Source organism: Acidothermus cellulolyticus 11B, assembly GCF_000015025.1.
Lineage (GTDB): Bacteria > Actinomycetota > Actinomycetes > Acidothermales > Acidothermaceae > Acidothermus > Acidothermus cellulolyticus.
The window spans coordinates 1,146,609-1,167,188 of the sequence record NC_008578.1; the positions used below are offsets into that span (position 1 = coordinate 1,146,609).

Below are 20,580 nucleotides of genomic sequence, written 5' to 3' on the forward strand. Positions count from 1 at the left end.
GACTCGGCGGCCGTGCTCCAGTCGCGCGTGCTGCGCCGTCTGGATGCTACGTGAGCTGCCAGCCGCCGTCCACGTAGAGCTGCACGGCGTTCACCGCCCTGTTGGTCAGGAGAAAATCGACCGCGTCAACGATGTCGGCCATGGTGGCTAATCTGCCGAGCGGCGTACGCGAACGGTATCCCTCGAGGACCTCCGCAGGCTTGCCCGCCCAGTACGGACTGTCGCCGACAATTCCCGGGTGAATGGCATTGAACCGGATCGGCGCCAATTCCCACGCGAGTGTGTTCACCATGCCGATGACGCCGCCGTTGACCGTGGAAACCGTGGTTGAACCGGGATAGGGCTTGTCCTTTGCGCGTCCGCCGAAAATGACGACCGAGGATTCGTCGTGCATCGCCGGTAGGAGAGTGTGCACGACCTCGGTGTAGGAGACGAGCTTGATGGTGGCGAGCCGAATCGCCCGATCAATGTCGTATTCGCGGACGCTGTTGGTGTCTCGATCGATGGCGGCAAGGACAAGGTGGTCCACGCGGTCAATGTCGGCCAGTTTTTCTTTGATGCGGTGGGGTTCGGTGAGGTCGACGCCGATGCCGCGCGCACCATCGCCGAGCTGGGCGGCGGCATCGGCGGCGGTTTTGTCGTCCCGACCTGTAATCACCACGGTGTCGCCGTTGCCGAGCCGGTGCCGGGCGATTTCCCAACCGATGCCGCGGGTTCCCCCGACGATGACCGTCGTCGTCACGACATGCTCCCTTCCGAGGCCCATTTGGTGCTGGCGAGTTCTTTCGCGAGTCGATCGCGCAGGTAATCCCAGTCGCGGGCGAACCGATACGAGTAGCGCGACGGCGGTTGCGGCGCCTGGGTCTCCAGCCAGCGCACCGGCACGTCACCGGTGTTGCGGAAACCATGCGGGCAGCCAACACCCGCCCACGCGACGTCGCCGGGCCCGAGGGTGTACGTCGCATCGCCGAAAGTCGCCTCGACATGTCCTTCGAGGATGAGATAGGTCTCCTCGAACGGATGGTCGTGGGGACTGGCGAACCCGCCGGGTTCGTACTGAACCATGAACATCGTCGAGAGCACGGCGCCGAGATCCGAATCGATCATCATCTTGACCGAGATCCCGCTGTAGACGAGGAGCGCAGTGCGCATGCTTGCCGAGACGGCAAGCCGATCCTGGGTCTGCAGCGCCGGATTCATGTTCTCCGGGTCAATGTGCCCGTACCGGCGGGTCCGCGGGTCACGGACATCGGGCCGGATCGGTACGGCGTCCGGCTGCGGTGGAACCACGAGCGTGTCCAGACCATGCGTAGCGCGCGGCTGGGGAGCGGACATCCGGGCGAACCGGACGGTTGTTCCGCTCTCATTGCGCAATGTGTGCGGCACCGCCACCGGAATCCAGCCGTAGTCACCCGTGGTGAGAAGAGCGGCGCCGTCCGGCGTACCGACGACGACTTCCCCGGTGAGCACGTAAAGGCTCTCTTCGTAGGAATGGACATGCCAGGGCAGTCGCCCGCCGGGCTCGAGTTCAGCGAGACCGAACCCGGTGTGCACGGCCGGCCCTGCCGAGTCGACGACCGACCAGCCCCGGTATCCGACCGCGGAGTCAAGCGGCGCCGGCGCCGGTTGCCACACCGCATCGGCGGCGCGGCACACCAGGTGCGCAGGATTCACCCCACCTGCTCCTTCTTCTGCGCCGCCGCTGCCACGAGGTAATCCCGGGAATTCTCGACGAGAGTCCGCACCCGGTTCACGTCGGTGAGGAGCTTTCCGTCACGCTTACGGAACCCGCCATTGACGATGACGTGCTCGACGTTGGACACGTCGGCCGAGATGACGACGGCGGCGACTGGGTCGTGCACCGGGGCCATGTTCAGGGCGCGGGCGTCCAGTATCACGACGTCCGCTTTCTTACCCGGTGTGAGGGAACCAATGTGATCCTCGAGTCCCACCACGTGTGCTCCGTTGCGGGTGGCCATTTCGAGCATTCGGCGTGCTGTCGGAGTGTCCTCGGGGATCGGCTGGTCGAGTTCCCAGTAGACGGCGTTGATCCGGGCCCGCTCGCCGGCGAATGCGGCACGCATTTCGGTGAACATGTCGCCGGGAACGGTGGTGACGACATCGATGGAGAGACTCGGCCGCAGGCCGTAACGGTGTGCCTTCTGTACCGGCGGCCAGCCGTGGCCCATCTGCATTTCCACCTGCGGCGCGATGGATATGGTGCCGCCGGTGTCGGCAACCCGCCGCCATTCGTGCTCGCTGAAGTAACAGCAGTGAATGTAGGTGATATCCGGCCCCAGTAAGCCAAGCCGATCGAGCTGCTCGACCATGCCGTACCGTCCGGCCAGCCGGCCCATGCCGACATGCACGGTTATTGGAATGCCAAGCTCACGGGCGAGCCCCCACTCGGCGCGGACAACGTCATCTTGGGTGAAGCCTGGTCCGCGGGTGGCAAGCGCCATGGTGAGCAGCCCTTGATCCGAGGAGAAGTATGTGCTGCGGATGCGCCGTACGTCATCAGCCGGAATCGCCTCGGCGCTGAAGAACCAATATTTCTGCAGTGAGGTGTTCGCGCTGCCGTAGGCGTACTGTGCGCGGATGCCCGCCTCTTGCAGTCCGCGGATAGCCGCATCCGGATGTTCGGGCGTGTTGTTGATGTGTGACCAGTCGACGAGAGTCGTGATGCCGGCATTGAGGCATTCGAGCGCACCGGCAAGGTTGCTGGCGTACACGTCGTCAGCTCGATAGAGAGGAGCGAAGGTGTCGAGAATCTCCACGAAGTAATCGTCGAGGGTTGCGTTCGGCGCACAGTTGCGGATCGCCGCTTCCCACGTGTGACGGTGCGTATCGATCAGTCCAGGGATGACGATGCGTCCTGTGCAGTCAACAATCTCAGCATCCGCGTGAATGCTCGGTTGAACGGCGGCGATTCGATCATCCTCGATAAGGACGTCACCAGTGGGTAGGTCGCCGATCTGTTCGTCCATGGTAATGACGGTGCCGCCTTTGAGAAGGATCTTGCCCATATCGACCCCTTTCGCTGGTCACTTGCCGCGGGCGTCAGGCTGCGGCGGAAGCCGCATTTCTCCACGTCCGGCAGGCGTGTTCCGATGGGATTCCGGCTCGCGGAGGGTGGGAAGAGGCTGATTGATGGTCCAATACCGCCGGCCGGCCACGAGGAGATCCTCGGCTGGAAACTTCGTGATGACTTCGCATCCGTCGGCCGTGACGACGACTTCTTCTTCGATGCGGGCTGCGGACCAACCGTCCGCCGCCGGCCAGTATGTCTCGAGCGCGAAAACCATGCCCTCTTCCAGGGTTTCCGGGTGATCAAGAGAGACGAGCCGACTGAAGATAGGCTTTTCCCAGATGGAGAGCCCGACGCCGTGACCATATTGCAGCGCGAATGCGGCTTCCTCGTCAGGGAATCCGAATTCCTGAGCCTTCGGCCACAGCGCCACGATGTCAGCCGTGGTCACTCCGGGCTTCACCATGGCAATCGCGGCGTCCATGTATTCCCGGCATCGTGTGTAGGCGTCCCGCATCGCAGGGGAGGCGCTGCCCACTGCGAAGGTGCGGTAGTAGCAGGTGCGGTAACCGAGGTGGCTGTGGAGGATGTCGAAGAACGCTGGATCACCCGGCCGGATGATTCTGTCGCTGTAGACGTGCGGATGCGGGGAGCAGCGCTCCCCAGAGATGGCATTGACTCCCTCGACATATTCGCTGCCGAGGTCGTAAAGAACCTTGCTAACCACGCCGACGCATTCGTTCTCACGCACGCCGGGACGGAGAAAAGCATACAGCTCTTCATATGCCGCATCGACCATTGCGCACGCTTGTGTGAGCAATGCGATTTCGTCGGGAGTCTTGATGCGCCGGGCTTCGAGGAAAACCTGTTGACCGTCGACGACCTGCACGCCTTCAGCTTGCAGAGCGGCAAGGATCGGCAGTTCGATGACATCCACGCCGAGAGGCTCGTTGGCGAGGCCGTGCTCGCGAAGCTCGGTGGCGATTTTGCGCGCAAGCTCGGTCGCGATGCCGGCGTTCGGATGGAAAGCACCGCGGAGTGTGGAAATACCCGCACGTGCGCGTCGTGTCCCGTCCAGCCACGGGTTGAAGAGCTGGTGGTGACGGGCGGCGGAGCCGAAGTCCCAGATGATCGGTTCTCCGCCGCGTGGCAGTAACGCGAATCGGATGAGTTTGTCGACCGCCCAAGTGCCGATGTGGGTGGCCGTCATGTATCGGATATTCGCGAAGTCGAAGGCGAGGAGTGCTCCGAGTTCGGTCGTCTCCAGGGTGGCACGGAGTCGGGCGAGTCGATCACGGCGGAGTCGATCCAGGTCGATGCGTTGTTCCCAGTCGACGGCGTTAGGACCGTAGGTACGAATGGCCACCGCAGCTGCCCCCTTTCCCGCTTTAAGGCTGTTAGTCTAGGTCCGGCATCGAGAAGCCGTCAAGTGTCACTGCACAGGTTGCGCATGACACCGCACGGGTGTTAAGCCGATCGTCGTGTACGGAGGATGCGGAGGAGGCTGGGTGAACGTCGCCCAGGTACCACAGGTTGGTGAGCGGTTGCGCCGGGCCCGCTTGCGTCGCGGCGTCAGCCTGCGCAGTCTGGCCCGGGACTTGGGCGTCTCCGCGAGCCTGCTGTCCCAGATCGAGACAGGGAAGAGCCAGCCGTCGGTGAGCACCCTGTATGCGATAACGACCGCCCTCGGCCTGGCGATGGAGGAGGTTTTCGAGCAACCGACCCGTGCGCGGCGCTCCGTGGCGCCGCCGATGGAGATGGACCTCTCTCCGCCGGCGCGCGCCGCCCGCGAGGAGCGGCATGAGCGGCTCGGACCCGTGGTGACGCCTGAGGACCGGAAGGTGCTCCACCTGGATTCCGGTGTGACGTGGGAATGGCTTGGCCGGCTCCCACACAGCCACGTCGAGTTCCTCCTCATCACCTACCACCCTGGAGGAACCTCCTCGAGCAACGGCGGGCTGATGCGGCATCACGGCGCTGAGTATGGATATCTGATCAGCGGGGAACTCATTCTCACGCTCGGTTTCGAGGAATACCGCTTGCGTCCCGGTGACGCTGTTTCCTTTGCGTCGACCACTCCCCATCGGCTTCGGAACGAAGGCCAGCAGCCGGCCGTCGGCGTCTGGTTCGTCACTGAGGAGGTGTAGTTCGGCCGTCGCACTCATTGCGGCGTGCCGGGTGCCGGTGCCTCGGTTGAGAAAGACCGGGAGGCTAGACCACGCAGGTAAACGGCGAGAGCGGAGATGTCACGATCGCCGACGTGGTCGAGCGCAGCGGCGACGATGGCGAGATTCTTCGCCGCCTGCGGCAGCGGTGTGCCGGTCTGTTCGCCTAGGGCCAGGATGAGTTCGAGGTCCTTGCGGACGAGTGCCAATCGGAAGTCGACCGGCGCGTGTTCGGGGTCCTCGAAGGCTTGCCGCTTGTAGTGCACGAAGGGCGCGCCGGCGGCGCTGGATGCGAAGACGTCGTACGCCAGGCTTCGCGGGATTCCTGCTCGTTCGGCGAGTACGAGTCCTTCGGCAAGTGCCGCATTGAGCCCGTGGATGACGGTGTTGACGGCGAGCTTCATGGCCGCGCCGCTGCCGAGAGGACCCAGATGAAAAATCCGTCGACCAATGATGTCGAGAACCGGGCGGATCGCGTCCAGGCTGGCGTCCTCACCACCGACCATCAGCGTGAGACCGCCCTCGCGTGCTACGGCGACGCTGCCGGAGACCGGAACGTCGAGGATGTCGGCACCCTTGGCGCGCAATTCGGGCGCGATGGCACGAGCGACCTCCGGCTCCACGGTGCTGAGCTCCGCCACGACGAGACCGGGGCGTGCACCGGCCACAACGCCGTCCGGACCGAGGAAGACGTCCTCGACCGCCCGACGATCCGCAAGCGAGGTGAGCGCAACTGGAACGTCTGCCACGGCTTCAGCGGGCGTTGCAGCAACCTTGGCGCCGAGTCGTTCGCCGAGCGCCTGCGCGCGTTCGCGGGTCCGGTTCCAGAGAATGAGCTCAGCACCGGCGTCGTGAAGCCGGGCCGCCATTGCGCTGCCCATCGCACCGAGACCGAGAACTGCGACCTGTGTCACCGTCGACTCCTCCCTGGTTGAGGCTGAAGGATTCGGTGCACGCGTGACACCTACCACAATCGGTTGCGTACCGCTCGCGCACGCGCTAGTCTTTGTTTGATGTCACTGTACGCTCGATCCCGGTCCGGGTCGACCTGACGGAGGTGTTGGGTGCGTCGTCCTACGGACATCGGTTTACCGGAACGTCCAACCTTCACCGCGGAGGTCAACGGTCGCGAACTGGATCTGTTCGAACTGATGGTGCGCCTGCGATTCTTCGAGCGGCGGGCTCACGACCTTTTCCTTCAAGGCCTGGTAAAAGGTACGTCGCATCTGTCGCTTGGTCAAGAGGCGGTGGCAACGGGCTTTGCCGCAGCGATGGAGCCGACGGATCTCACCTTTGCCACCTACCGGGGTCATGCACACACCCTTTCCCGGGGCGCATCAATGACCGGTGTTATGGGCGAGCTCATGGGCCGGTCGGTCGGCCTGATGGCTGGTAAGGGTGGTTCGATGCACTTGACCAGCGTTGAGCACGGCATGATGGGGTCATACGCCATCGTTGGCGCGCACCTCCCGGTGGCGGTCGGTGCCGCATGGTCCGCAAAAGTGCGTGGAACGAACCAAGTTGTCGTCTGCTTTTTCGGCGATGGGACGACGAATATCGGGGCCTTTCACGAGGCGCTGAGCCTTGCTGCAGTCTGGAGAGTTCCGGTCGTCTTCGTCTGCGAAAACAACTTGTACATGGAGTACACGTCGATTTCTTCGGTGACTCCGGTGGTGCGACCGCTGGCCGACCGTGCGTCCGCTTACGGTCTGTCCGCTGTCGTTGTCGACGGCAACGATGTCGCCGCCGTCTTCGATGTCGCCCGGCGCTCGATTGCCGAGTGCCGCACCGGCGGCGGCCCGGTGCTCATCGAGGCCCTTACCTACCGGCAGGGTGGGCATTCCCGAGCAGATCCCGGTACGTACCGGCCGAAGGAGGAAGTCGAGGCGTGGCTTGCCCGGGATCCGGTGACGTGTTACCGGGAGCACCTTCTTGCCAGCGGCTACCCGGCGGGCACTCTCGATGAGATCGAAGCGCGGGCCACGGCGGAGGTCGACCGCGCGGTGGAGGAGGCACGTACGGCGGCTGCCCCCGACGTGAGCTTGGTGGAAGCCGACCTTTGGGCAGATGGGAGTGCGTCGTGGCGGTCCTGAGTTATCGGGAGGCGGTGGCTCGCGGCCTCGCACAGGAAATGGCCCGGGATTCCCGGGTCGTGCTCATCGGAGAGGATGTCGGCGCCGCCGGGGGTGTTTTCAAGGCGACGGTCGGGCTCCTCGATCAATTCGGACCGAGCCGGGTCATCGATACGCCGATTGCCGAGCAGGCGATCATCGGCGCCGCAATGGGGGCGGCGATGAACGGCATGCGGCCGGTGGCGGAAATCATGTTCTCGGACTTCTTCGCCGTCTGCTGGGATCAGATTGCCAATCAGATCGCCAAGACGCGGTACATGACGCACGGTCAAATTTCCCTGCCTCTTGTCATCCGGACGGCCAACGGCGGGGGAGTCCGCTTTGGTGCCCAACACTCTCAGAGTGTCGAAAACTGGGCCATGATGGTTCCTGGCCTGAAGGTCGTTGCACCGTCGACCCCACGTGACGTTGTCGGCTTGCTTGCAGCGGCGATCCGCGATCCTGATCCGGTCATATTCTTCGAACACAAGTCGCTGTATGCGGTGCGCGACGAGGTTCCTGACGGAGAGATCGTTGACGAGCTGGGTCGCGCTGTCGTACGCCGACAGGGTCGGGACGCCACGGTGGTTGCATTGGCTGCCATGGTGCCAAGAGCTCTCGCCGCTGCGGACCGGTTGGCCGCTGAGGATGGCATTTCCGTCTCGGTGGTCGATGTCCGTTCGCTTGTGCCGCTCGACGTATCAACACTGCTTGACGCGACCCGGGCCACCGGCCGCGTGTTCACCGTGGAAGAGAATCCGCGCCTCTGCGGCTGGGGTGGCGAAATTGTCTCCATCCTCGTCGAAGAGGCGTGGCCTGACCTTAAGGCGGCCCCGGTACGCATCACCACGCCGCACATTCCCCTCCCGGCGGCTGATGTCTTGGAAGATGCCGCTATTCCCAGCGTCGACCGTATCGTTGAAACCATTCGCAAGCACGTGACAGCAAACTGAGACCCGTTGTGGAGCGTTCAGTGTTCGAAGTCCGCATGCCGCAACTCGGTGAGACCGTGCAGACCGGCACGATTAAGGCTTGGCACAAGAAGGTCGGTGATACGGTACGGGCCGACGAGACGCTGCTCGAGGTTTCCAGCGACAAGGTCGACGTCGATATTCCCGCACAGGCCGACGGCGTCCTCAAGGAGATTCGCGTAGCCGAGGGTGAAGAAGTCGCTGTCGGTACGGTGATTGCGGTCATCGACTAGCACCCGCGGCGGGCGACAACGGCTGTTCGTCGCGCGCCCTCTGAACGGACTCCCCTGTTCGGGCGTCAGGGCGGACGCACGTGTCTGCTCGCGTGGCTGAGCGTCCGGCATATGTTCTGAGCACGGCGACTCTTTTAAGGCCGGCCGGCAGCCGCGCATCGCAATTCTGCGTGTCTCCGCGTGACCGTCCTGCAGCTCTCCTTGGCTGCGGGCGTTCCTGTCAGAGCCGTGCATGCCGTCCAGGGCATGGCGGTGACTGTTACGGCTGGCGTAACCGATACCACGCGTCGATACCGACGGCAAGCAGAAGAATGGCGCCGAGGGTCATCTGCTGGTAGAGCGGGTTCAGCCCGAGCAGATCGAAACCGTTTCCGATCAGGGCGATGAAGAGTACCCCGACGACCGTGCGCCAGATCGCTCCTTCGCCGCCGAGGATTGACGTTCCCCCGACGACGATTCCTGCGAGCACGGTGAAGGCGAGTGTGCTGCCGTTGTTGGCTTGGGCGCTGAGCACGCGCGATGTGTCGATGACGCCGCCCAGGGCGGCGGCAAAGCCGCTGAGGGTGAAGGCGACAACTCGGATGGCGTTGATCCGTACGCCGGCGAGCCGGGCAGCCTCGATGTTGCCGCCGACGGCGTATAGATATCGGCCGAACGTCGTGCGGGCAAGGAGAAACCCGAGTGCCAGCACGACCACCAGCATTGTCCAAATCGAGGTGCGAATGGTGAGGAATTCGGTCTGCGCGATACGTGCGTATTCACGATTGCTGGTGAGGACGATGAGATTTCCGTTGGAAATGCGAGCTGCCAGGCCGCTCACGATGAAGGACATCGCCAGTGTGGCGATGAGCGAGTTGATGCGGAAGAGCGTGCTCACGATTCCGTTGACGACGCCGATGCCTATTCCGATCGCAACGGCGATCAGCGCGCCGAGGAGAGCCGGATGGTGCTGCGCGACCATCGCCGACGCGACCCCGGCGAGCGCATACGTCGCACCGACGGAGAGGTCGAGGCCGCCGCTGATGAGGACGAGAGTGCCGGCTGCGGCGATGATGAGTGTCGCCGCCTGTTGATCGAGAATGTTGAGCAGATTGGTCTTTGACAGGAAGGGTGGACTCGCCACGGCCAGGGCGATGAACAGGGCCAGAAAGGGCATGAGAATGGCGGCGGAGCGCCATAGCCGCGCCGGTTGCCTCAGGAGCGCGCTGATGACCGCCAGGACCGCCGGAGTCGCGCGGTCCTGGCTCTTGACGGAATCCGCCACGGACGAGTGCTCCATCATTCCTCCCGCGTCCCAGAGTGCTCGGCGAACGCCGCAGTGATCACGTTATGCTCGTTGAGCTGATCGGCCGTGAGCTCCGCGGCGATTCTTCCGGCTCGAATGACGAGGGCGCGATGCGAGAGACCGAGAATTTCTTCGACGTCCGATGAAATGACGACAATCGCCGTCCCGCTGTCGGCCTCACCGGCAAGAAGTTCGTAGATGGCGTGACGTGCACCGACATCGACGCCTCGAGTCGGTTCATCGGCAATGAGCACCGCCGGCTGGCTTAACAAGGCCCGGGCGAAGAGGACCTTCTGTTGGTTTCCGCCGGAGAGCGTGGCGACGGGTGCGTCAATGTTGGCCGCGCGAACGTTGAGCGCGTCCAGAATGTGGCGGACGACGCGTGCCTCACGTCGCTTGTTGATCCAACCGCCGCGGCTGACGGTGCGGAGGATGTTGAGGGTGACGTTTTCGCGGATGGATCGGCGCAACAGCAGTCCTTGGTCCTTGCGGGATTCGGGGATCAGAGCGATTCCTGACCGTAAGGCTGCGCTGGGTGTCGCGAATCGCTGGGAGCGGCCGCGCACGACGAGTTCGCCCGCATGCGGTCGGCGCGAACCGTAAATCGCGTGGGCGATTTCACTCCGGCCGGCTCCGACGAGTCCCGCCAGCCCAAGGATCTCGCCGCGGCGGAGGGAGAACGACACTCCTGCGACACCGGGAGCCGTCACCTGTCGTGCTTCCAGAATGGTCGCGGCTGAGGCGGCCGGAAGGCGTTTCTCCGGGAAGACAGACGTGAGTGTGCGGCCGAGCATGCCCTCGATCAGGGATTCACGTGTCTCCCTCCCCGCCGGCGAGGTGCGAACGACGAGGCCGTCGCGCAGAATCGTGATGACGTCCGACAGTGCGAGAACCTCCGAGAGGAAGTGTGAGATCAGAAGCACGGCCTTCCCGGAGCGGGCGAGGGACTTGATGACGTCGTGCAAGCGGGCGGCTTCGTTGTCCGGCAGAGTCGCGGTCGGCTCGTCCATGACGATCAGCGAAGCACCGCTGCGCAGGGCGCGCAGAATCTCTATTTTTTGTTGATCGGCTGGACGCAGCGCGCCTGCAGGGACGTCCGGTGGAAGCTCAAATCCCACTTCGCCCGCCAACTCTTCGAATTGTGCGCGCAGCCGGCGGCTGCGGATTATTCCTGTCGTCCGAGGCTCGGTGCCGAGAAAGACGTTGGCGGCTACGGAGAGACTGGGCACGATGGTGAGTTCCTGGGCGATGGTGGCAATGCCGTGCGCACGGGCATCGCGAGGTGAGCGGAAGGTCACAGGCGTACCGTCAATGCGGAGTTCACCCGTGTCGGGCGCCAGGACGCCGCCGATAATCTTCGCTATCGTCGATTTTCCTGCGCCGTTCTCACCGATGAGCGCGTGGACGGTACCCGCGCGCACCGTGAGATTGACCTCGCGGAGCGCACGGGTACCACCGAAGCGTTTGGTGACGCCGACGAGCTGGATGGAAGAGAAACCTCCTTCGCCGTGGGCGTCGGACTTCATCGGACGACTCACCCCGGCCACTCGGCGGTGAACTCACTTGCCGTCGCCTTGGTGACGATTCCGTTGTTGGGCAGTCCGGCCGTCGGGTTGATCCCGCCGCTGTCCTGACCGTCGCGGATCGCTTTGATGAGCGCCTGCATTCCAAGCCGTCCGGTGCTGGCCGGAGCCTGGGCCACTGTCGAGAACCACTGGCCGGAGGCGACGCCCTGGATGCCTGCGGCACTGGCACCAAAGCCCACGAGAAGCACCTTTCCCGTCTTCTTTGCCGCCGCCAGCGCCTGCACTGCACCCTCGATGCCCTGGTCGGAACCCACGATGAGCGTCAGGTCGGGATGGGCTTGCAGCATGTCCTGGACGGCCTTGAGGCCGCCTGCAGGTGTGAAGAAGTCCTGCCCTTCCGCGACAACTTTGATGGAGGGCGTGCCCTGAACGACTTTCATGAAGTCGTCGTGGATGACACCGTCAAGCGTGGACGCTTTGATGTCGTAGAGATAGCCCACGTTGCACGGATTGGCGTTGACGGACTGACACGCGGCGACGACCTGTTCGCCGAGAAGGCGGCCGATGTCAGGGATGCGGTCGACGACGGCGGCTGACATCCCAGGCACCTGCGGATCGTACGTATGGAAGTCGGGTCCGAGGATCTGGTCGATGTCAACCACTTTGATGCCTTTGGCGACGGCTTGCTTGACCAGATCGACGAGATTTGTCGCAAGAATCGGTTGGATGAGAATGCCGTCGTACTTTCCGGCCGTGATGGCATTCTGGAACTGGGCGAACTGGGTCTGCGGATTGTTGTTGGCGTCGAATACGGTGACTTTCGCATTCTCCCCTGAGGCCACCGCCTGCGCCGCGGCGAGCATCGGGGCGTCGTAGCTGTTGGCGACCGCAAAGGATAGATATGCGATTTGCAGTGTTTTGCCCGTGTTGGCGCTGCCGGCGGCTGACGCCGATGCCGGGGTGCCGGCGGTAGAGCTTGACGAAGCGGACGCGTTCGGTGTCGTACTCGTGCGCGCTGTGCCGCTCGTTCCCGAGCTGCACGCGGCGAGAGCGACGGCAGCCAGGGCCATGGCAGCAGTGAGGAGGGTGGGGGTCCCTCGTCGGCGGGTGGGCTGTGAAGACATGATCCTTCCTTTCGAGCCGTCATCGGCGGGCCGGTAACGCAGTGCGCGGCTTCGGGATCTTGGGACGATTGCTCCTCGTCGTTGCATGTCCGGACATCGTCGAGGGAAGGTGAGCCTGTGCGGGCGGTATGCGTTCCCGCACACCGTCCGTGTGTTTAGCAGAAGAGTACGGACCCCCACGCCCTGTGTCCAGTGTCTGTTATCAAATCGTGCAGTGGATCTTAGCGAAGCTGAACTACAGACGGGGACATAGTGATCGTCTCTATGCAGGCAACCGAGACGAGCATTCGAGAAACCCCCTTCGACGCAGCATTGATAAGTCTCCGGCATCCGTTCGGAGCGCTTTGAACGCACCGAACATGGTCAATGGCGGGGGAGCGGAAAACTCCGACACCACGTCCAGTAAAACTAAACACGCGGCGATGCACCTCGCGCGTGGCGGGTGACTCGCACGCGGGCCGGCGTCGATCAGCCTCCTTCGCGTGCCACGAACTCCGCGACATCGAGTGATCCGTGCAGCCGGGGGGCCAGCCACTCGTGCGCCGCGGAACGGAAGGTCGCGCCGCCGAGAGATCCGACGGCCTCTGGAATCACCCCGCTGATCTCGGGCAGCTCGCGCAGGTTGGTCCGGTGGACGACTTCGGGATCGACCGGCCAGGAGCCGATGACGACCATCCCCCGGATACCGCGCCGGGCTAACGCCTCAAGCGTCAGTGCCGTGTGGTTGAGGGTACCGAGGCTGGCGCGGACCGCGACCACCACCGAGGCGCCCAGCTCCACCGCGAGGTCGGCCACCGTCCAGTTCCGCTCACCCATGGGTACGAGGAGACCGCCGGCGCCTTCGACGAGAACCAAGTCGTGATGGGTGGCAATCGCCCGAACCTCCCGGGCGACATCGTGCATGCGTATCAGCGGCGCACCGGTGAGCCGGGCGGCGACCGTCGGAGCAAGCGCCGGGCCGTATGTCGCCAACGTCTTGGTCAGCGCAGGGTCGGCGAGCCGGGCCACGACCTCGACGTCCGGCTCATCGCCTGCTGCGACGCCTGTCTGGCATGGCTTCACCACGGCGACCCGCATGTCGCCGGCTGTGGCTGCGGCGGCGATGGCGGCGGTCGCGATTGTCTTTCCAACACCGGTATCTGTCCCGGTAATCACGACAATGCCGCGAATGCCTGCCTCGCCCACGACCGCCGCTCCCTTGGTCGTCCCTTAGTCCTCATCGCTTCCCGGCACGTGCCGTCGCGACGACACCCTCCCGGCAGGCGCCGTTGCGACGACAACGCGTACCGCCGCTGCGAAATCCTCCTCGGACAGCCGTGCATTCACCGTCAGTCGCAGCCGGGAGATCGGGTCCGGCGTCGACGGTGGACGGAAGCATCCGACTGCAACCTGCTCGGCATGACACGCAGCCGCCCACTGCACCGCCGCCTCCGCGGTCGGCGCTGCGACGGCGAGGATGCCGGCTGCCGGCGTCCGGACGACGGTGAGGCCCTGTGACCGGAGAAATTCCGCCGCGGTCGCCGCCCGGCGCCGTACCGAATCCCGCAATTCCGGCGAATGCCGGATGATGCCGAGGGCCGCATGGGCCGCAGCGGTGATTGCTGGGGGAAGAGCGGTGTCATAGATGAAGGGCCGGGCGGTCTGCATGAGATGGTCGATGAAATCGGTAGGCCCCGCCACAATTCCGCCGGCTGCGCCGAATGCCTTCGACAGGGTTGCCGTGACAACGACATCAGGCTCATCGGCGAGACCCGCTGCACGCACGGCACCGCCGCCGTCCGGCCCGAGAATCCCGACAGCGTGGGCGTCATCGACGACGAGGATCGCCCCGAACCGCCGGCACAGCGCGTGTACCTCGCGCAGCGGCGCGAGGTCGCCGTCCACCGAAAAAACGGATTCTGTCACCACAACGAGCGGGCGCGCGGAGAATTTCTCGAGTTTGGCGGCAAGGTCCGTGACGTCGGCGTGTGCGGCGACCTCGGTCTGCGCACCGGTCAGACGGCAGGCATCGATGAGCGAGGCATGCACGTGCGCATCGCGGACGATCACCGTGCCGGGGCCGACCACGCCGGCCACGGCGGCAAGATTCGCCAAATATCCCGAGGAGAAGACCAAGGCGGCAGGCTGTCCCAACAGGTGCGCCACAGCCTGCTCCAGCTGGGCGTGCAGGCGTGTCGATCCGCGAACCAGCCGGGAACCGCCGGCTCCCGCCCCGTACATCGTCAACGCTTCCGCGGCCGCGGACAGCACCCGTGGATCGCGGGTCAGACCCAGATAGTCGTTGCCCGCAAGATCGAGAACATTCTCCGTCGGGTCGCGGCTGCGCAGCGTGCGGCCAAGGCCGGCCCGCTCGCGGAGCGCTCTGCGGCGTCGAAGGCGAGCCAACCAACCGGCCGGATCGCGAATCTCGGTCGCCGTCACGGGGGGAGCCTACCGAGTCCCCGGTGGAGCACCACAGCGGCGATCGGGAACGCCTTCGCTCAAGGCGGCCTGGGCCCTGCGGATATCAGCACAGTCCGCACGGGCCAGCGGCGATCGGGAACGCCGCCGCCCGAGGCCGTCGCGCGGAAGACCGGTCAATCCCGAGCCGGGCCCCGTGTCGATCCCATGCCGGTTAGGCTCACTCCGGTTAGATGGCCGAGGGAGGTACGGAGCGTGGGCGGGTCAGGCGATCGGAGTTTCGTTCACCTGCACGTGCACACCGAGTACTCGATGCTCGACGGCGCAGCGCGGATCAAGGACCTCCTCGCGGAGACCGTCGCGATGGGCGCCCCGGCGATCGCCATGACCGATCACGGCAACGTGTACGGCGCGTACGACTTCTACAAGCAAGCCCGGGCGTGCGGCATCAATCCGATCATCGGCATGGAGGGGTATCTCGCACCCGGCAGCCGCTTCGACCGGCGGCGCGTCAGTCTGGCAACCGCTGGTCCCGGCGACGAAAACGCCGGCGAGATGTACACCCACATCACATTGCTCGCCGAGAACACCGACGGCATGCACAATCTCTTCCGGCTCTCCAGTCTCGCCAGCCTTGAGGGCTTCTATTACAAGCCGCGCATGGATCGCGAATTGCTGGCCACGTACGCAAAAGGAATCATTGCCACGACGGGCTGCCCGAGCAGCGAGGTCAACCGCCTTCTTCAGCAGGGAAAGTACGCCGCGGCCCGCCAGGCGGCGGCCGAGTACCGGGACATCTTCGGCGCGGAGAATTTCTACTGCGAACTCATGGATCACGGGCTGGAGATCGAGCGCCGCGTTCGTGACGACCTGCTGCGCCTTGCGCGGGAACTCCGTCTCCCGCTGCTGGCGACCAACGACCTGCACTACACCTACGCCCAGGATTGGGAGGCGCACGAAGTTCTGCTCTGCGTGCAAACCGGAAAGACGCTGGCCGACCCGAACCGGTTCAAGTTCGACGCCAAAGAATTCTATTTGAAGACTCCGGCGCAGATGCGTGAGCTCTTCCGGGATCTGCCGGAAGCCTGTGACAACACCCTCGCGATAGCCGAGCGGGTGCACGTGGAATTTGCCGAAGGCGCCAACCTCATGCCGCGCTTTCCGGTGCCGCCCGGGGAAACCGAAGAATCCTGGCTCGTCAAGGAGGTGGAGGCCGGGCTGCACCGGCGCTTCCCCTCCGGCGTGCCGGACGCGTACCGCGAGCGGGCGGAGTACGAGCTGACGGTCATCTGCCAGATGGGATTCCCGGGCTACTTTCTCGTCGTGGCCGACCTCGTCCGCTACGCAAAGGAGAACGGCATCCGCGTCGGGCCGGGCCGGGGGAGCGCCGCCGGGTCGATGGTGGCCTACGCTCTCGGCATCACTGAGCTCGACCCCATCAAGCACAAGCTGCTTTTCGAGCGCTTTCTCAACCCCGAGCGGGTCTCGATGCCCGACATCGACATCGACTTCGACGAACGCCGCCGCGGCGACATGATTCGCTATGCCACCCAGAAGTACCGCGAGGACCACGTCGCCCAGATCATCACCTACGGCACCATCAAGGCCAAGCAAGCCATCAAGGATTCCGCCCGCGTTCTCGGCTATCCCTATGCGATTTCCGATCGGATCACCAAGCTCATGCCACCGGCGTTAATGGGCCGTGACCTGTCGCTTGCGGCCATCTTCGATCCGTCTCACCCGCGTTACGCGGAGGCGGCGGAATTCCGCGCCGTCTACGAGAACGATCCCGACGTCCGGAAGATTGTCGATACCGCCCGCAACCTCGAAGGTCTCAAGCGCCAGTGGGGCGTGCACGCCGCCGGCGTCATCCTCTCCCGGGAACCGCTCCTCGATGTCATTCCCATTCAGCGCCGTGAGCAGGACGGAGCCATCATCACGCAGTTCGACATGGGTGCCTGCGAAGCGCTCGGCCTGCTCAAGATGGATTTCCTCGGCCTGCGCAACCTTACCGTGCTTGACGACTGCCTTGCCGGCATCAAAGCCAACCGCGGTATCGACCTGGTGCTTGAAGAGGTCCCGCTCGACGACCCGGCGACCTACGAGCTTCTCCAGCGTGGCGAAACGCTTGGCGTTTTCCAATTGGACGGCGGTCCGATGCGCGCCCTGTTGCGCTCGATGCGGCCGGATAATTTCGAGGATATTTCCGCCGTCTTGGCCCTCTACCGTCCCGGGCCGATGGGCGCTAATGCGCACATCGAATATGCGGACCGCAAGAACGGACGCAAACCCGTCGAGCCCATTCACCCCGAACTCGCCGAGCCGCTCGCCGACATTCTCGATGACACCTACGGCGTCATCGTTTACCAGGAGCAGGTCATTGCCATCGCCCAGCGTGTCGCGGGCTACTCCTTGGGACAGGCCGACTTGCTGCGCCGCGCCATGGGGAAGAAGAAGAAGGAAATCCTTGACAAGGAATACATCCCGTTCTCGGAGGGAATGCGGAAGAACGGCTACAGCGAGGATGCCATCCGGACCCTATGGGAGATTCTCGTTCCCTTCTCCGACTACGCCTTCAACAAGGCGCACACCGCCGGCTACGGTCTGGTCAGCTACTGGACGGCGTACCTCAAGGCCAATTACCCTGCCGAATACATGGCCGCGCTGCTGACCAGCGTGAAAGACGACAAGGAAAAATCGGCCCTCTACCTGCACGAGTGCCGGCGCATGGGCATTCGGGTGCTCCCGCCGGACGTCAACGAATCGGACACCAACTTCACCCCGCGCGGTGACGACATTCGGTTCGGCCTCTCCGCGGTGCGCAACGTGGGGGAGAACGTCGTAGCCTCCATCATCGAGACGCGGCGCTCCAAGGGCCGATTCACCGACTTCTTTGACTTCCTGGCCAAAGTTGAACCGGTTGTCTGCAACAAGAAGGTGGTCGAGTCGCTCATCAAGGCCGGAGCGTTCGACTCCCTTGGTCATACGCGGCGGGGACTGCTGGCCGTGCACGCCGAGGTGGTCGATTCGGTCATGGAGACCAAGCGTGCGCACGCCGTCGGTCAGTTCGACCTCTTCGGCTCGGCAGCGGACGCGCCCGAGGCGGTGTCGATCGTGCGCCGGCCGATTTCCGACGAGGAATGGGAGAAGCCGGTGCTTCTCGCCGCCGAGCGGGAGATGCTCGGACTCTACGTGAGCGACCATCCACTCCTTGGCGTCGAGCACGTCCTGGCCCGGCTGGTCGATTGTTCGATTGCCGCACTCACCGACGACGAGCGGCCCGACGGCGCGCAGATCACGATCGGCGGCATCGTCGTCTCGCTGACCCGGCGCGTCACTAGGCAGGGCAGTCCATGGGCGGTTGTCACGCTCGAGGATCTGGACGGATCGATTGAGGTCCTCGTCTTCCCGCAGACCTACGAGCGGTTTGCGACCGTGCTGACCCAGGACGCCATCATTTGCGTGCGCGGCCGGCTCAACCGGCGTGACGACGTCCCCACCGTCGTCGCATCCGACATCGTCGTACCGGATCTCTCCGGCGCCCAGCGCGCGCCCCTCGTCCTCCAGCTGCCCGCCAGCCGATGTGTCCCTCCGGTGGTGGAGAAACTTCGCGAAGTTCTCTCCACCCATCCGGGTACGACCGAGGTCCAGTTGGCGCTGCGCAACGGCAACCGGACGACGATCCTGCGCCTGGATGACCGGCTGCGGGTCGACCCCACTCCCGCCCTGATGGGGGACCTCAAGGAACTGCTCGGCCCGGCGTGTTTCAGCGCGTCGTAAGACGCGCGGCACAGCTTGCCGGACACTCATGCGCCCCGGCGCGAGGTCACGTGCGGCCCACCCGTCGCCCGGCCGCCGATTGCACGGCCACGCCGCGTAGCCTGAAGCCGATGACCCGTACCGCTCTCACCGCGGGAATTCCAGCCACGGCCGGCACATCGGTGACTCAGGCACTCGAGGCCCGCGGACTCGTCAAGACGTACCGGACCCGGCACGGTCCGATCATCGCCAACGATGGCATCGATCTCTCGATACGTCCGGGGCAGATTTTCGGCCTGCTCGGACCGAACGGGGCCGGCAAGACCACCCTGGTCCGTCAACTCGTCGGCCTGCTCCGGCCGGACGCCGGCCACATCGCCCTCCTCGGCATCGACGCAACCGCTCACCCCGAGGCCGTGCCCCGGATCGTCGCCTACCTCCCGCAGCAGGACACCGCACTGGCCGACCTCACCGTTGCCCAGGCGGTGCGGACGACTGCCGTGCTGCGAGGCATTCCGCGATCGGCGGCCGGCGGGGAGGCCGCAGCGCTGCTCGCGGAGCTGGGCCTCGAACCGCTCGCGGATCGTCGCATCGGCAAGCTCTCCGGTGGGCAGCGCCGTCTCGCCGCGGTGGCGGCAACTCTGGCCGGACGGCGCCCGATCCTCGTCCTGGACGAACCAACCACCGGCCTGGATCCGACGGCCCGGCGGGCTGTCTGGGCAGCGGTGGAGCGTCGCCGGACCGAGGCCGGGTGCACGGTCGTGCTGGTGACCCACAACGTCTTGGAAGCGGAGACGGTCCTTGACTCCGTGGCCATCCTCGACCAGGGGCGAGTGATCGCTAACGGTACGCCGGGCGCCTTGAAGGCGACCCTCGGCGACGCCGTCCGCTTGGAGCTCGCGTGGCGGGCCGATCCACCGGAGGACGATCCGCTGATCCGGCGACTCCGGGCAGCCGCGGCGATCCGCGGCCGGCGATGGACCGTCCGGTGTTCGTCGGAGGAGGCGCGTGCCGCGTTGGCACAGTTGACCAGTGGTGATTTCCTCGACGTCCTTGACGACTTCACGCTTGCGACTCCGTCGCTGGAAGACGTGTACGTCGCCCTCGGCGGGCGCGACCGATTGGACCGAGAGTGACGACGGCGGAGTTTGCGGCTGGGACCAGGTTCCTCCGTCCACGCCGTGACGAAGGCGGCACCCGGCCGCGGTTCTGGGATGCCGTTGGTGCGATCTTCTCCGGTCAGGTGGCGCGGGCCCGCCCGGCGGCGATTCCGATCTTCCTGGCGGCGACGATGCAATCCGCCGGACTGGTCGTCCTGCTCAAGGGATTGGTCGCCACCAACGACGCGGTCACTGTGCAGTCGGTCGTCTCCGGCTCGGCGGTCACCGTCGTGTCGTTCGTCGCGCTGAACCTCCTCGCCCAGCGGTTCGGCCTGCTCAAGGCAACCGACGCGCTGGACTACTTCGGTGCGTTGCCGATCCCCCCAGCGGCGCTGGTGATGGGAGTAGCAGCCGCGTGGTCGGCGCTCACCGTCCCCGGTTCACTCCTGGTCGCCGTCGGTGGGGCGCTCTTCTACGGGCTGCCGCTCGCACACGTCTGGGTCATCGTTCCGGCCGTCGTGCTTGCCGGTGTCGCCTTGGCGGGGTTCGGCGCGATCATCGGGCTGCTTGCGCCAAGCCAGGAAATTGCCACCATCGCCGGTCAACTCGGCATGGCTCTGGTGATGTTCTTTGGCCTGGTTCCGTCCGAGCGGCTTCCGGAGTTGCTCCGCGTCATTCGGGTGATCATTCCGTCGACCTATGCGGTCGACGCCTTCAGTGAAGCATTGCGGCACCGCCCGAACTGGATGGTCATCGGCGTCGACCTAGGGGTCTGCGTCGGTGTCGCTATCTTGGTTCTCGCTTGCGCCACCGTGGCGTATCGGTCTGCCATCCGCCGCCGGTGAACGTCGCACCTGCCCGCCGTCGCGTCGAATCGA

At 64.9% G+C, this 20,580-nt stretch carries 17 protein-coding genes; 7 read left to right on the top strand and 10 right to left on the bottom strand.

Translation table 11 applies throughout. From position 1 onward, the window contains the following. Nucleotides 1–46 precede the first annotated feature (46 nt). Genes ACEL_RS05355 through ACEL_RS05370 form a run of 4 tightly spaced genes read right to left on the bottom strand, consistent with a single transcriptional unit; the run spans nt 47 to nt 4,394 of the window. Entirely contained in the window at nt 47–742 is a 696-nt protein-coding gene (locus tag ACEL_RS05355; RefSeq protein ID WP_011719876.1) for an SDR family NAD(P)-dependent oxidoreductase, read from the bottom strand. After that, nucleotides 739–1,674, bottom strand: a complete 936-nt coding sequence (locus ACEL_RS05360; protein WP_011719877.1) for a cupin domain-containing protein — start codon at nt 1,672–1,674, stop codon at nt 739–741. Before ACEL_RS05360 ends, ACEL_RS05355 begins: the two co-directional genes overlap by 4 nt. After that, nucleotides 1,671–3,026, bottom strand: coding sequence for an amidohydrolase family protein (locus tag ACEL_RS05365; protein WP_011719878.1), 1,356 nt, complete (start codon nt 3,024–3,026; stop codon nt 1,671–1,673). The genes ACEL_RS05360 and ACEL_RS05365 overlap by 4 nt, the downstream gene beginning before the upstream one ends. A gap of 18 nt (nt 3,027–3,044) precedes the next feature. Then, nucleotides 3,045–4,394, bottom strand: coding sequence for a M24 family metallopeptidase (locus ACEL_RS05370; protein ID WP_011719879.1), 1,350 nt, complete (start codon nt 4,392–4,394; stop codon nt 3,045–3,047). A 142-nt stretch (nt 4,395–4,536) separates the two neighbouring features. Between ACEL_RS05370 and ACEL_RS05375 the strand changes: the two genes are divergently transcribed. Then, nucleotides 4,537–5,175: a cupin domain-containing protein gene (locus ACEL_RS05375; RefSeq protein ID WP_011719880.1), complete on the top strand. Its 639-nt coding sequence runs from the start codon at nt 4,537–4,539 to the stop codon at nt 5,173–5,175. A gap of 14 nt (nt 5,176–5,189) precedes the next feature. Here ACEL_RS05375 and ACEL_RS05380 read toward each other — a convergent pair whose 3' ends face one another. After that, nucleotides 5,190–6,107, bottom strand: a complete 918-nt coding sequence (locus ACEL_RS05380; RefSeq protein WP_011719881.1) for an NAD(P)-dependent oxidoreductase — start codon at nt 6,105–6,107, stop codon at nt 5,190–5,192. A 150-nt stretch (nt 6,108–6,257) separates the two neighbouring features. Here ACEL_RS05380 and ACEL_RS05385 point away from each other — a divergent pair, with 150 nt between their 5' ends. The 3 genes from ACEL_RS05385 to ACEL_RS05395 are packed head-to-tail and all read left to right on the top strand — an operon-like array spanning nt 6,258 to nt 8,508. Next, nucleotides 6,258–7,286, top strand: coding sequence for a thiamine pyrophosphate-dependent dehydrogenase E1 component subunit alpha (locus ACEL_RS05385; RefSeq protein ID WP_011719882.1), 1,029 nt, complete (start codon nt 6,258–6,260; stop codon nt 7,284–7,286). After that, on the top strand, nt 7,274–8,257 hold the full coding sequence (locus ACEL_RS05390; RefSeq protein WP_011719883.1) for an alpha-ketoacid dehydrogenase subunit beta: 984 nt from the start codon (nt 7,274–7,276) through the stop codon (nt 8,255–8,257). The genes ACEL_RS05385 and ACEL_RS05390 overlap by 13 nt, the downstream gene beginning before the upstream one ends. 8 nt (nt 8,258–8,265) lie before the next feature. Continuing rightward, a complete protein-coding gene (locus ACEL_RS05395; RefSeq protein ID WP_238378070.1) occupies nt 8,266–8,508 on the top strand; it encodes a biotin/lipoyl-containing protein in 243 nt (80 codons plus the stop codon). Nucleotides 8,509–8,767: 259 nt separating this feature from the next. Here the strand turns inward: ACEL_RS05395 and ACEL_RS05400 are convergent, their stop codons facing one another. The 5 genes from ACEL_RS05400 to ACEL_RS05420 form a co-directional block, all read right to left on the bottom strand. Beyond that, on the bottom strand, nt 8,768–9,772 hold the full coding sequence (locus ACEL_RS05400; RefSeq protein WP_169303192.1) for an ABC transporter permease: 1,005 nt from the start codon (nt 9,770–9,772) through the stop codon (nt 8,768–8,770). 14 nt (nt 9,773–9,786) lie between these two features. Next, nucleotides 9,787–11,319, bottom strand: coding sequence for a sugar ABC transporter ATP-binding protein (locus tag ACEL_RS05405; protein ID WP_011719886.1), 1,533 nt, complete (start codon nt 11,317–11,319; stop codon nt 9,787–9,789). Nucleotides 11,320–11,327: 8 nt separating this feature from the next. Beyond that, a complete protein-coding gene (locus tag ACEL_RS05410; protein WP_011719887.1) occupies nt 11,328–12,443 on the bottom strand; it encodes a sugar ABC transporter substrate-binding protein in 1,116 nt (371 codons plus the stop codon). A gap of 468 nt (nt 12,444–12,911) precedes the next feature. After that, nucleotides 12,912–13,628: a dethiobiotin synthase gene (gene bioD, locus ACEL_RS05415; RefSeq protein ID WP_011719888.1), complete on the bottom strand. Its 717-nt coding sequence runs from the start codon at nt 13,626–13,628 to the stop codon at nt 12,912–12,914. Nucleotides 13,629–13,652: 24 nt separating this feature from the next. Continuing rightward, on the bottom strand, nt 13,653–14,864 hold the full coding sequence (locus ACEL_RS05420) for an 8-amino-7-oxononanoate synthase (RefSeq protein WP_011719889.1): 1,212 nt from the start codon (nt 14,862–14,864) through the stop codon (nt 13,653–13,655). A 186-nt stretch (nt 14,865–15,050) separates the two neighbouring features. Here ACEL_RS05420 and dnaE point away from each other — a divergent pair, with 186 nt between their 5' ends. From dnaE to ACEL_RS05435, 3 genes are all read left to right on the top strand, one after another. Further along, on the top strand, nt 15,051–18,623 hold the full coding sequence (gene dnaE, locus ACEL_RS05425) for a DNA polymerase III subunit alpha (protein WP_011719890.1): 3,573 nt from the start codon (nt 15,051–15,053) through the stop codon (nt 18,621–18,623). 110 nt (nt 18,624–18,733) lie between these two features. Beyond that, nucleotides 18,734–19,738 (top strand): ABC transporter ATP-binding protein, encoded by a 1,005-nt coding sequence (locus tag ACEL_RS05430; protein ID WP_011719891.1) that lies wholly within the window; start codon nt 18,734–18,736, stop codon nt 19,736–19,738. Further along, a complete protein-coding gene (locus ACEL_RS05435) occupies nt 19,735–20,547 on the top strand; it encodes an ABC transporter permease (protein WP_011719892.1) in 813 nt (270 codons plus the stop codon). The genes ACEL_RS05430 and ACEL_RS05435 overlap by 4 nt, the downstream gene beginning before the upstream one ends. The last annotated feature ends 33 nt before the right edge of the window (nt 20,548–20,580 follow it).

Bases quoted from the DNA above. Each gene is read 5' to 3' on its own strand.
- ACEL_RS05365 (WP_011719878.1), bottom strand. From the start codon at position 3,026: ATGGGCAAGATCCTTCTCAAAGGCGGCACCGTCATTACCATGGACGAA.
- ACEL_RS05405 (WP_011719886.1), bottom strand. From the start codon at position 11,319: ATGAAGTCCGACGCCCACGGCGAAGGAGGTTTCTCTTCCATCCAGCTC.
- ACEL_RS05410 (WP_011719887.1), bottom strand. From the start codon at position 12,443: ATGTCTTCACAGCCCACCCGCCGACGAGGGACCCCCACCCTCCTCACT.
- dnaE (WP_011719890.1), top strand. From the start codon at position 15,051: ATGCCGGTTAGGCTCACTCCGGTTAGATGGCCGAGGGAGGTACGGAGC.
- ACEL_RS05430 (WP_011719891.1), top strand. From the start codon at position 18,734: ATGACCCGTACCGCTCTCACCGCGGGAATTCCAGCCACGGCCGGCACA.